The sequence below is a fragment of the Citrobacter sp. W9 genome (assembly GCF_026719375.1).
Classification (GTDB): domain Bacteria; phylum Pseudomonadota; class Gammaproteobacteria; order Enterobacterales; family Enterobacteriaceae; genus Citrobacter; species Citrobacter werkmanii.
Genome location: NZ_JAPPTE010000034.1, coordinates 1 through 11,625, shown reverse-complemented (window position 1 = coordinate 11,625; position 11,625 = coordinate 1). Strand labels below are relative to the sequence as shown.

General features: G+C 47.4%; 8 protein-coding genes and 2 pseudogenes. 7 read left to right on the top strand and 3 right to left on the bottom strand.

Translation table 11 applies throughout. The features are described 5' to 3' along the window. Positions 1 to 362 precede the first annotated feature (362 nt). Positions 363 to 551, top strand: a complete 189-nt coding sequence (locus OOJ59_RS26435) for a hypothetical protein (protein ID WP_094168976.1) — start codon at positions 363 to 365, stop codon at positions 549 to 551. Here OOJ59_RS26435 and OOJ59_RS26430 read toward each other — a convergent pair. The 3 genes and pseudogenes from OOJ59_RS26430 to OOJ59_RS26420 form a co-directional block, all read right to left on the bottom strand. After that, positions 485 to 724: pseudogene (locus tag OOJ59_RS26430) on the bottom strand (transposase domain-containing protein); the annotation flags it as partial. The gene OOJ59_RS26435 and the pseudogene OOJ59_RS26430 sit on opposite strands and share 67 nt — an antisense overlap. Before the next feature lie 100 nt (positions 725 to 824). Continuing rightward, entirely contained in the window at positions 825 to 1,631 is an 807-nt protein-coding gene (locus OOJ59_RS26425; RefSeq protein ID WP_094168978.1) for a GIY-YIG nuclease family protein, read from the bottom strand. Between the two features lie 244 nt (positions 1,632 to 1,875). Then, a complete protein-coding gene (locus tag OOJ59_RS26420; protein WP_226809243.1) occupies positions 1,876 to 2,448 on the bottom strand; it encodes a hypothetical protein in 573 nt (190 codons plus the stop codon). Between the two features lie 566 nt (positions 2,449 to 3,014). Here OOJ59_RS26420 and OOJ59_RS26415 point away from each other — a divergent pair. From OOJ59_RS26415 to OOJ59_RS26390, 6 genes and pseudogenes are all read left to right on the top strand, one after another. After that, the gene (locus OOJ59_RS26415) at positions 3,015 to 5,324 is read left to right on the top strand and encodes a tellurite resistance TerB family protein (RefSeq protein ID WP_094168980.1); all 2,310 of its coding nucleotides are present in this window, start codon (positions 3,015 to 3,017) and stop codon (positions 5,322 to 5,324) included. 3 nt (positions 5,325 to 5,327) lie between these two features. Next, positions 5,328 to 6,644, top strand: coding sequence for an ATP-binding protein (locus tag OOJ59_RS26410; protein WP_094168981.1), 1,317 nt, complete (start codon positions 5,328 to 5,330; stop codon positions 6,642 to 6,644). Beyond that, entirely contained in the window at positions 6,641 to 8,839 is a 2,199-nt protein-coding gene (locus tag OOJ59_RS26405; RefSeq protein WP_094168983.1) for a DEAD/DEAH box helicase, read from the top strand. The genes OOJ59_RS26410 and OOJ59_RS26405 overlap by 4 nt, the downstream gene beginning before the upstream one ends. Positions 8,840 to 9,313: 474 nt before the next feature. Further along, entirely contained in the window at positions 9,314 to 9,925 is a 612-nt protein-coding gene (locus OOJ59_RS26400) for a DUF2913 family protein (RefSeq protein ID WP_094168984.1), read from the top strand. A 397-nt stretch (positions 9,926 to 10,322) separates the two neighbouring features. Continuing rightward, positions 10,323 to 10,769, top strand: a complete 447-nt coding sequence (locus OOJ59_RS26395; RefSeq protein WP_071945999.1) for a DUF2946 domain-containing protein — start codon at positions 10,323 to 10,325, stop codon at positions 10,767 to 10,769. 71 nt (positions 10,770 to 10,840) lie between these two features. After that, positions 10,841 to 11,497: pseudogene (locus tag OOJ59_RS26390) on the top strand (TonB-dependent receptor plug domain-containing protein); the annotation flags it as partial. Positions 11,498 to 11,625: the final 128 nt, after the last annotated feature.

Sequence of the window (11,625 nt, the reverse complement as noted above, 5' to 3'; positions counted from 1 at the left end):
TTGTCAGTCCACCTGAATACAAGGTGCAACGTGCCCGCCTCAATCGTTTCCCAGACCACAGGGATCACGGGGCGGATGGCCTCAGCCAGCAGCTGCGCATCCTCCACGCCAAGGCTCGCTCCGCCAGCGGGAACAACGCCTATTGTGCCTTTACAAATGCCAGCTTAACAAAAAAAACCTCACAAGCGGTATACCTACTCCCTATAAAACAACAACTCCAGCGCTGCTGGTACCAAGAGTGAGCGCAAAGTGCTTTACCAGATATTAAAACTGTACTTGTACGGACAGGTCTTAGTTTAAATAATTAATCAGGTCTGTAATTTGCGTGGTCTGCTCAGTGTATTTGCCGTAAAGGAATAGGTATGGAGATTAAAATTAATTGCTGTAATAACATCGATAAAGCAAATATCACTCTGGAAGAAAATAAACTAAATATTAAATTTGCGCCGAACGGTACCGGGAAAAGTACTATTTCTCGCGCGATTCAGTGCACGGTAAGTGGGGATGAGCAGGGGCTTATCGGCCAGTCAGCAATGACGTCAAGGACATAGCGGAGGTAGCTTTCTGGCTCCACTCCGTTCAGTTTACACGTCCCGATCAGGCTGTACAGCAGTGCTCCACGCTCACCACCGTGATCGCCCCCGAAGAAGATATAATTTCTCTTGCCAAGACAGATAGCTTGTAGCGTTCATTCTGCCACGTTGTTGCCTGGCTTTGCCAGACCTGTACTGGCTTAATGGTTACATACGGCACAGGGGTTAAATAATCGATTTTTCAAATCTGTAGATGCGTAGCGCCACGGGCCCTAAAGATACGACCTTATGTCAGATAATGCCGTAAGCTCTTAGGCAGTGGCTCCTGATTGCATAGGTGTTCAGGGTATTGATAAATTCTCGTAATTCATCCGTATAAGAAAACCACTCTCTGCCAAGTCCCTTCTGATCCAACCTGTATTTTTTGAAGAAAAGATGTAATGCAGATTCTGTCTCAATACCCCCTGCAGGTATTATGGAGATAAGACGCAGGCTGGTATTATGTTGTTGCTTCAAGGTATCCACGCGTTGCCTGAGATTTCCTGATATTCCAATCTTGACTCTTTCCTTAGGTTCATCCAGTAAAAAGTACACATCTGTTTCATCATTGAGATAGGGCTCGTAATCCAGCCATGGAGCGGTGAATTCATTGTCATTACTGATATCAGGCGACAGAAGCAGGAGAAGCGCTGCCTGCCAGGACTGCTCCAGACATTTTTCCTGCTGTTTTTGCAAAAAGGGTTGCATCAGAGCAGTACAAACAAAGTGGGTTCCCAGCGGTATGTAAGATCCATGGCGCGAAGGAGCAAACTGTCCTGTTGGCATCCAGGCATGCCGAATTTCCAGCTTATCGCCAACCGTCTCCGGCATACTTCTCAGGCCGATCTCCTTGCCGTGATAGGAGGCCACTAGTTTCTGAGGCAAATACCATTTCAAAAAACTTAAAGGTAGATTGTGGGCATGCTGTTTTTCAGGCTGATGTTTTTTTATAAACGCCTGATATTCGATACTCCCCAGCGCTTGTGCAATAAATCGAATTTTTTCGCTATCGCTCTGTGCCTTTAGCCATGAATACGCTATTTTTCCGGCTTTGTTCATCTCATTTTCTTCCTTTCTTCAATGAGGTCAATGCGGCAAACGGGAGCTCGATACCAAAATCATGTTTATGACCATTTTGACTAAACGACCACTTTTCTTCTCCCCCGCGATTAAGTAACTCTCTGTATAAGTGATTGAGCCCCACACGACCGTTGGGGGCTGCTTTTTTCTGATGGTAATCCAGCGCGCTGTAATTATTAATGCAACAAATCTTAACGGTACCGTCGTAACCCAATCCGATAAATTACTTCACGAGGTAGGCCAGATAGCCGATCATATAGTCCTGAAACCATGGACGTGAAAATACTCTGCCACGTGAATGTGGCAGGTAGGCATCATGAATATCTAAATCCCACTCCCGGCTTAAGATGGTGACCTGCTTGCCATTAAAGTGGTAATAGGCATAAAAGCGCACACCAAATACCCAAGGTTCCAGCCAGGGATTATTGGTCGAGATCTGTTGGTGGTGCCCTGCTAATACCCGGCTGGCCGTTTCATCATAAAATTCAAGCAGTTCAATGATGTCTTTAACTGTCGTGGGAGGAGAATCCTCGCATTCACGTATTACAGCCGACATGACTTTACCGGATACCCGGGAAATATGGCCTTCAGCCATCTTACGTATCAAGCTTTCCGGCACATGGCGGTCAGGGTGAATGGCATTTTGCAATTCTGCGATATACGGTGCCAGAAGCTGGCTAAAAACACGCTTTTCTTCATGGCTGGCAAGGCCATAGCACGACATGTACTTATCGCTAAGCTGACCAAATACTGTGCTGAGTTCCGACCAGTTATGGCAGTTATAACGTAATGCCACTGCATCGCGAGCGTAGCTTAGCTTAGATTGATATTGAGCGACCGTGAAAGGTATTTAGCGTGGGCTTTTGCTTCTGCGCATGTGGGGAGTCGTTTCATGGTTTAAGTCTCTTATCTGTCTTATGTGCTCACGAACCATAAGAATCAAAGACACTTAACCAAAAAAGATTTGATAAGTCTGCGCTGCATTCCGCTTTGGCCGTGAGCTGCCTGGTCGCGCTAACCTTGTGTTTAACGTATTGGAAAGTAGCACCATTGTCAACAGAACCATTGACCATGCCGGGCTAACAGAGAGGTTAGACATGAAGCGAGGTGCGATGCTGGCAGGCATCAGGTGAGGGTCTGGTACCACATTTCAGCCATGGTTTCTGTATTATCAATGTTCGATTATGGACATATACGAAATTCATGCTCAGCAGGGGCCGTAGCAAGCGAAAAGCGGAGGTTAGGAAAGGTTGTGATTTGCTTTTAACCTTTGTAATTTAGAAGTATTATTTTGAGATTAATCCACTTCCCATCGCCATCCTTTCGGTGTTCGTGAAAAGCTATTTTTAAGGTTACTGCCTCATGGAGTTCTGGATATTTATAGTAGCTATTTATTTGATTTATATTCTTTTTTTCAAAAAGAAGAAAACTAAGTCCGCGGGCTCTTATACTTCCGCTCCTGTGAAAGCACCACCTAAAGAATGGCTTGCTAACAACAAAAAAAATCAGTCTGTAATGCACAACGAGGACAACGAAGATGACAATCTGGCTACGTTTACACTAAGTGGCGGACGGAATGTCGAATACAGCATAACAGCCACTCAACGTCAGAATTTCTCAAAAACTACCGGTGCTTTGGCTCGCTGGATTTTACCGGGGGAGGTGATCACAGTCGGTGGGGTAGAGGTTACCGGTGGCTACTTCTATCTTGGGCAGCGAATGAACCCTGCCGGGCATAACTCAGGCGGTTATTATGATGATAGTAGAGAGGTATCGCTAATTGACGACACGCTTAAGATATACCCCACACCTTACATCTACGAAGATAGTTCATTAGGGTACTGGCCCAGCTTTTCCTCACTTTCACCTGAAGCACGTGGCGCGTACCTGAGTTGGCTTGCCAGCGACAGATGTGACACATCTTGCCCAATTGGTTACGTTTTTATTTATCTGTATGGTCTGGAAAGACGGGCGCTTGTTGACAGCAGAGATAACAATATAGCTGACGATGAGTTCTATTCTCTTTTCAAAGAGATCTGCCATCTCAGATCGGTTTTCAATGAAAACCGATCTTTCCGGAACTACTCGTCCCAGTTACTTGAAGCGATGTCCATTCTTCGTCCGAACGAAAATCTTGCAGCAGCTCTTGGCAACGATTCTGAGTTCAGCAATAGCATGCAGTTCAGGCTAATCCTGGCAAAGACTGTTGAGGCAGGAGCTCCGGTGCCAGCTGATCTGGCTCTGACGTGGGTGACAAATCATACTGAATACTCATTACGAACCCCCGCCCGCCGCTGCGCGAAAGAATTTGCTGCACTTTTTAAACGGCGTTACACCCTTAAATACGGTGAAGGGATGGTAGTGAAGCCGAATAAAGCGCGTCTGCGTTTAGATTACACGCCTGCGAGTCCCAGTTTGCGAGGTATTCAGCTTCCTGTTCCAGACTTGCCTGATCCAAGTGCATTGAAAGGCCCTGTTCAGAAGCTTATGATCCTTGCCGATATATGCACAGATGAACTGGATGCTTACAGTCGTTACCTTGGTAGAAAAGGCACTTCAGCAAATGATACCGCTGCAATTTTGTTGCTGCCTTCAGAAATCGTTAACGAAAGCGCAGATAAAATATTAAGTGCATTCAAACACTGGGCTGATGACGCGATCCTCAGTAAGGGTGGAGTTGTTTCAGTTGCTGACTACTGGTCACAGATGAATGCTACCTGTCCGGCGAAGATCAATAAAAAAGAGGCCGACTTGATGCAGGCCTTTGCACAGAAAATGGGGTATTGTCTGGCTCCTGACCCCTATTACCACCACGTAAAAGCAGATATTGATGGTGTTCTTGTTATATTCCCTGCTGGTGAAAGTGGACGCTTCTCTCCTTCTCCTGAATTTATCACAACTGTATTGACGCTCCGATTAGGTTCGGTAGTCGCCTTGATTGACAATTCTCTCGATCGAGCCGAACAGAAAGCGCTTGAAAATGCCATCAACAACAATGCCAGCTTCAGCGATGATGAAAAGCGCTCTCTGCACGCATATTTAACGTGGCAGCTTCATACTCCGGCGAATATGACGGGAATGAAAAGCCGGATTGAATTACTTGGTGCTGCGGAAAAATCAGCTGTAGGTAAGGTTATCGTTAGTGTTGCTTGCTCTGATGGCAGAATTACGCCTGCCGAAATCAAACAGCTTGAGAAGATTTATACAAGCCTGGGGCTGGATCCCTCATCCGTATCAAGCAATATCCATCAGCATTCCGCACCTGAAACTGCTCTCGTTTCATCTGTACCAGCTAATCAGTCGACGGCAGGGTTTACACTGGATGCCAACGTACTTGCCCGCCACGAATCTGCCACTGATGATGTTCGTAAATTACTGAACTCGATTTTCACTGAAGAAGAACCAGAACAACCAGAAAGCGCTCCAGCCCCATTAACCGGGGAAGGTGAACTTGACTCCGCTCATAGCCAACTTTATCGCAGGTTGCTGGAGAAAGAACAATGGTCCAGAAAAGAGGCGACAGAGTTGTGCAGTAACTGGAACCTGATGCTCGGCGGTGCGCTTGAGGTGATCAACGATTGGTCCTATGCGGTGGTTGATGCACCAGTGCTGGAAGATGCTGATGATCACATTTGGGTTGACCTGGAAATAGCCAAAGAATTAGAGGGTTAGTGAATGTCTGTAACACGTATAAGAGTGAAAGAGCGCGACGCTATTATTCAGTCACTTAAGTCGGGAGTAACGCCAAGGATAGGTATTCAGCATATCCAGGTTGGCCGCGTGAATGAGATAACAGCCCTCCATCAGGATATTGAACGGATTGCAGATGGCGGGGCAAGCTTCAGACTTATCATTGGTGAGTATGGTTCCGGGAAAACGTTCTTTTTAAGTGTTGTACGGTCTATTGCGTTAGAGAAGAAGCTGGTCACGGTTAGTGCAGACCTTTCTCCCGACAGACGTATTCACTCATCGGGAGGTCAGGCTCGTAATCTCTACTCAGAGCTTATGAAAAATATGTCCACCAGAAACAAACCAGATGGCAATGCGTTACTTAGCGTTGTGGAAAGGTTTGTTACTGAGGCAAGGAAGGAAGCTGATGCGAACGGCTCCCAGGTCTCATCCGTTATTCATAAACGCCTTGCTGCTTTGTCAGATATGGTGGGCGGATATGACTTTGCGAAGGTCATTGACGCATTCTGGCGAGGGCATGAGCAGGATAATGAAACCTTAAAATCCAATGCCATTCGCTGGTTGCGGGGCGAGTACACCACAAAAACTGATGCCCGTAATGATCTTGACGTCCGAACGATTATCTCAGACGCCTCGTTCTATGATTCTTTGAAGTTGATGAGCCTTTTTGTCCGTCAGGCAGGCTATGCCGGACTTTTAGTTAGCCTCGATGAGATGGTGAACCTCTTCAAGTTGAATAATACGCAAGCAAGAACGGCCAACTACGAACAAATTTTGCGGATCCTGAATGACTGCCTGCAAGGCTCCGCCGAAAATATTGGTTTTATCCTCGGGGGGACGCCAGAGTTTCTTTTCGATCCACGTAAGGGGCTATACAGCTATGAAGCGCTCCAGTCGCGTCTGGCAGAAAACCGATTCGCACAGAAAGCAGGCGTAATTGACTACTCGTCTCCCACGCTGCATCTTGCCAGCCTCACTCCTGAGGAACTGTATATTTTACTGAAAAATCTTCGTCATGTTTATGCTGGTGGAGATCCCGCAAATTATCTGGTGCCAGATGATGCTCTGACCGGGTTTCTGCATCACTGCAGCAAAACCATCGGAGATGCTTACTTTCGAACTCCCCGCAATACCATAAAAGGCTTTCTGGATATGCTGGCTGTGCTGGAACAAAACAGAACGATGAACTGGCAAGCGCTCATCGAGGGGGTGGCGATTGAAGAAGACAAGCCTAGCGATATAGATGACGCCATTGTGGAGGAAAGCGATGGCGATGATGGCCTGGCGAATTTCAGACTATGAGCAGCGCCTACAATAGTCTCGATCCCCGTGTCCGTAAGTGGGTTTATAAGCAGGGCTGGTCATCATTAAGGCCCTTGCAGGAAAGTTCTATTCCGGCAATTTTAGCCCGTGATCGTGATGTACTAATTAGTGCAGGTACAGCAGCGGGTAAAACAGAGGCTTTCTTTCTTCCTGCCTGTTCGGCGATTGCAGATCTCACTGATGGATTTGGCATTATCTATATCAGTCCGTTGAAGGCATTGATTAACGATCAGCACCGTCGTCTTGAGAGCCTAGGTGAAGCCCTGGAAATGCAAGTGACGCCCTGGCACGGGGATGTATCACAAAGCAAAAAGAAGAAAGCACGGACAAGCCCGTCTGGTATCTTACTTATCACACCTGAGTCACTTGAGTCTTTGCTCATAAACTCATTGGGTTGGCTCAAACAGGCGTTTTCTTCAGTGGCATACATTGTTATTGATGAGTTCCACGCTTTTATTGGCTCAGAGCGTGGTATACAACTGCTTTCTCTGCTTAATAGAGTTGACCATGTGCTAGGACGCCAGTTAAATCCAGTTCCCCGTGTCGCGTTGAGTGCCACTCTGGGAGAGCTGGAAAAAGTGCCAGAACTATTGCGCCCGGATAAGAGATTACCTTGTGAAACGGTAACAGACAGTAATAGCACAGCCACACTACAGGTTCAGGTTAAAGGTTATCTTGAGCGGATGCCCGAAAAAGGAGAAGAGCTCCAGATCTCTGCTGAGCAGCTCGTCTGCGCGGATATTTTCAGGCTCTGCCGTGGCGATTCCCACCTGGTCTTTGCTAACAGTCGAAAGCGTACTGAAAGCATAGCGGCAACACTGAGCGACATGTGTGAAGCAAATGTCGTTCCTAATGAATTCTTTCCTCATCATGGTTCCCTTGCCAGGGAGTTACGTGAGACGCTTGAAACCCGACTGCAGAAAGGGAATTTGCCCACAACCGCTGTTTGTACAATGACGCTGGAGCTGGGTATTGATATTGGTAAGGTGCAGTCTGTCATACAAGTGACACCTCCGCATTCTGTTTCCAGTCTGCGTCAACGCATGGGTCGTTCAGGGCGGCGCGATTCCCCATCGGTGCTGAGAATGTTAATTACTGAACCTGAACTTACCGCAACCAGCAGCATTGTGGATCATTTACGGCTGCAGTTGGTTCAGGCGATGGCAATGATCAGGTTGATGATCTCTAAACGCTGGTTCGAGCCTGCAGATGTCCGGCAGAAACATTACTCCACACTGCTACACCAGATCCTTGCTATTACTGCGCAATGGGGCGGAGTTCGTGCCGATCAGCTCTGGTCACAACTTTGCCAGACGGGTCCGTTCCGGAATGTGGATATAAATGACTTCAAAAGTCTGCTTAAACATATGGGGATATGTGGCCTGCTCACTCAACTTGCCAGCGGTGAAATAGTTGTCGGGGCTGAGGGGGAGAAGCTGACTAATCACTACACGTTTTATGCCGTATTCAATACACCTGAGGAGTTTCGCATTGTAACGGGAAACCGAACTCTTGGCACAGTGCCTGTAGACTCCCCACTTTTGCCTGAGCAGCACATCATCTTCGGCGGACGGCGCTGGAAAGTGACAGAGATCGAGGTTGAAAAAAAGGTTATCTATGTTGAGGCGACTAAAGGCGGGCAGCCACCACTATTCAGTGGTGGCGGGATGTCTGTTCATAATGTTGTTCGCCAGGAGATGCTCGCTATCTACAGGGAAAATGATTACCGTATCGCGGTAGGCAACAAGAGAGTCGATTATGCTGATGCCGCTGCCAGAAGCCTCTTTGCGGAAGGAAGTAACAACTTCCAACGCTACAATCTACAAAATGACTGTTTTATTACCAGCGGTCAGAACTGCTACGTGATCCCGTGGATGGGGGATAAAATTGTCAATACAATTACGTCCCTGCTTATACGTTGTGGCTTTAAAGCCAGTTCATTCGCAGGTGTGATAGAGGTAGAAGATTCAAGCGTTGCCTCTGTCCAGCATGCACTTAAGAAAATGCTATTATCGGGGTTACCTTCAGAGTTTGAGCTTGCTGCAGTTGTTCCTGACAAGTATCTGGATAAATATGACGAGTATTTACCAGAGACTTTGCTTGCCAAAGGGTATGGGGCACAGGCGTATGATATAGAAGGAACGTGCATCTGGCTGCAGAAACACCTTCAGTAGACTGGATATTAGTCAGGGTATAAATAAGTGATTTATACCCTGATTTTTTTACTTCCCGGTGGACTTACTTGGCTTTAGTCCCGGAGTGTTGCCAGGAGTATCTTTATTATCTCGTCGGCGTTGATCCGGTTTTCCTGTTGATGGAGCTACGGGTTTCGGACCTGGTTTCAGACTCATACCACTTTCCTTTTAAACGATTAACCACGGCAGCAGAGTGATGCCGCTGCTGTATTTTTTGGGGCGGCTACGCTGCATTTCAATATTTGACATTAAGTTTATTATGGTTATTCGCTTGCGCTCACGTTTCTTATAGCAGACGTTTTCCCTGTAACGACGAACAGGAGTGAGGAGGAAACAGCGCGGATGCGATCCGTTATGGCTGCTACAATGCAGAGGCTGCTAATCTTCTGCTTTTAGGCGTGCAATCCTTGTCCTGGTCTTCCAGGGGGGATTCTGAGTAGATATACTTCCAGAATGAAAAACACTCACGATACCTTACCGCCTGAACAAACTGTCAAGGCACTTGCGCATTTTGCATGGTGCTCCCTTGTGGCCTTGCGTACCGCTCAGCAGGATGGTCAGGCGTTGTCGCCACTCAGTACGCATGCATTTTTGCTGCGCTGGTTAACGATGGCGTATAAGCAAAAACGGTTTCCGCGTGCAATCGCATCCGATATTGAGAGTCTGATGGTACTTGGGCGCCAAAAAGGCCCTGCCGCTGGCTTATTCAGTCGTCTTAAATATTTGTGGTCATCCAGCACAGTCTCTGCACCCGCTCAGTCTGATTTGTACGGGCTGACTTGTGCTATCAGGCAACTTAAATCGCAGGGCTGGGTAAATGCGGTTGTGAGTGACGGCGACTGGGACAATGAAGCGCTTCTGGTCCAGGAATACAGCGATACGGATGTACTTCTGGTAAGAAAGTCAGCTCTGATCCATGGATTTTCGGATGAGGGGAAACTGGTTGCGCCGGTTGAATTTATGGTGACGGGCGACCTGTCAGCATGTACAGAAGTTTTTCAGGCTTATGCCCTCCCGTCGGTCATGATGGCCTCGAACAGGATCGCATTACAGCCTGAGCAATAGAACAAATATTCCCAACGCATCAGGTAATCTGAGCACTACCTCAATGGCGGTAACCTGGTCAGGGCCAGATTTTAGCAGGCTCGGACGCCGGTAAAAGCGATAACTGTTGGTGGTTTTGTGATAGTTTGCCAGCTCAAGCTGTTCTTCAGGTACCCTGGTTCTTTGCTCAGGTGCAAGTGGGATAGTAGTCTGAGCCACAGAAACGCGTGATAAAGCTGAGTGGTAGGGTTACCAGCCTATCGGCGGATAAAATTATTCAGCAGGACGTTCAGCTGTACCACAATTGCGACATCCGTCGCAATTGTGGTCTTCCTCTGCAACTTATTTTTACATTATGTAACATTTAAAAGCTAAATCAGATACACTTGCGCCAAAATAACCAATAAGCGGTAACATTGTGTCCCGGCGTTTTTCTAAGAATAGCATTGCAGCGTGGCTGGCACTCATTTCGATTGCCATGCTGTTTGTTGCGCCGGTTATCTCAAAGTCGATTTCTCACCAAACTTTCTGTGAACATCATAACGTCACAGTGATGAACATGTCTGATATGCATCACCGCGCGATCATGTCAGAACCTTGCCAGACTATGCCAGATATGGGCCACCGGATGATGTCCGAGCAGGCGATGTCACCTATGGAGGTGATAGCCTGCGGTTATTGCGATCTTCTGATCCATCTCCCGTTTGTTCTGGTCATCCTAACAACCCTCCTGTGTCTGTTGTTGCCGTTAGTCCAATGGCCGCCTGTACCTAATGCAGTTTTCCTTCCAGTGCTTCGAACCTGGCCCCCTCAACAAGCACGCGCTCCTCCTGCTGTTTTTTCTCTGCAATCTGACAACTTATAAAAAATTTGCATAACGCTGGTTTATCCATTGATGAGCCATAGTGGGTTATGCCGAAAATAATAGGGTTTGTAATGAAAAAACACGATTTTGTGCGCACTCCGCTCGTTTATCTGGTCTTTATGGCTCTACTGGCTAATACCGCAGTAGCTGAAGAACAACACAACCATATGCAAATGCAGGATGACTCCGTCATGATCGTCACTGCACCGGTCTCTTCTCCAATGGAGGTTGTTACTTCACCTAAAACACCACGACAGCCTGTACCTGCAAGTGATGGATCTGACTATCTGAAAACGATTCCAGGATTCTCGCAAATCCGTAATGGTGGCACAAACGGCGATCCTGTTTTTCGCGGCATGTTCGGCTCGCGGCTTCGCCTTTTAACAAACAACGGTGAGATGCTGGGAGCATGTCCTGCCCGAATGGATGCGCCCAGCTCCTATATCTCACCGGAGAGTTTTGATCTTCTGACGCTGATCAAAGGGCCTGAAACCGTGCTCTGGGGGCCGGGTAATTCGGCAGGGACCATCCGTTTTGAGCGGGAGCAGCCACGCTTTGACAAACCAGGCATTCAGGGAACAGCCAGCCTGCTTGCCGCATCCAACAACCGCTGGGATGAAAATGCTGATATCAGCCTTGGGAGTGAAGACGGGTATTTACGTTTGACGGGTAACAAATCACGTTCCTACGACTACAAAGATGGCAATGGCGATCGTGTTCCTTCGAAATTGTCAACAACGGGTAAAAAGTGATCCACTTACCGCCACCACCAACGGTTTAATATTGATCCACCTTGTTTACTCAGGATTAGCTTCAGCTATAACCCCGGCCTTTCGTTTCTGCTTCAGTCGATAGC

Bases quoted from the DNA above. Each gene is read 5' to 3' on its own strand.
- OOJ59_RS26435 (WP_094168976.1), top strand. From the start codon at position 363: ATGGAGATTAAAATTAATTGCTGTAATAACATCGATAAAGCAAATATC.
- OOJ59_RS26425 (WP_094168978.1), bottom strand. From the start codon at position 1,631: ATGAACAAAGCCGGAAAAATAGCGTATTCATGGCTAAAGGCACAGAGC.
- OOJ59_RS26415 (WP_094168980.1), top strand. From the start codon at position 3,015: ATGGAGTTCTGGATATTTATAGTAGCTATTTATTTGATTTATATTCTT.
- OOJ59_RS26410 (WP_094168981.1), top strand. From the start codon at position 5,328: ATGTCTGTAACACGTATAAGAGTGAAAGAGCGCGACGCTATTATTCAG.
- OOJ59_RS26405 (WP_094168983.1), top strand. From the start codon at position 6,641: ATGAGCAGCGCCTACAATAGTCTCGATCCCCGTGTCCGTAAGTGGGTT.
- OOJ59_RS26400 (WP_094168984.1), top strand. From the start codon at position 9,314: ATGAAAAACACTCACGATACCTTACCGCCTGAACAAACTGTCAAGGCA.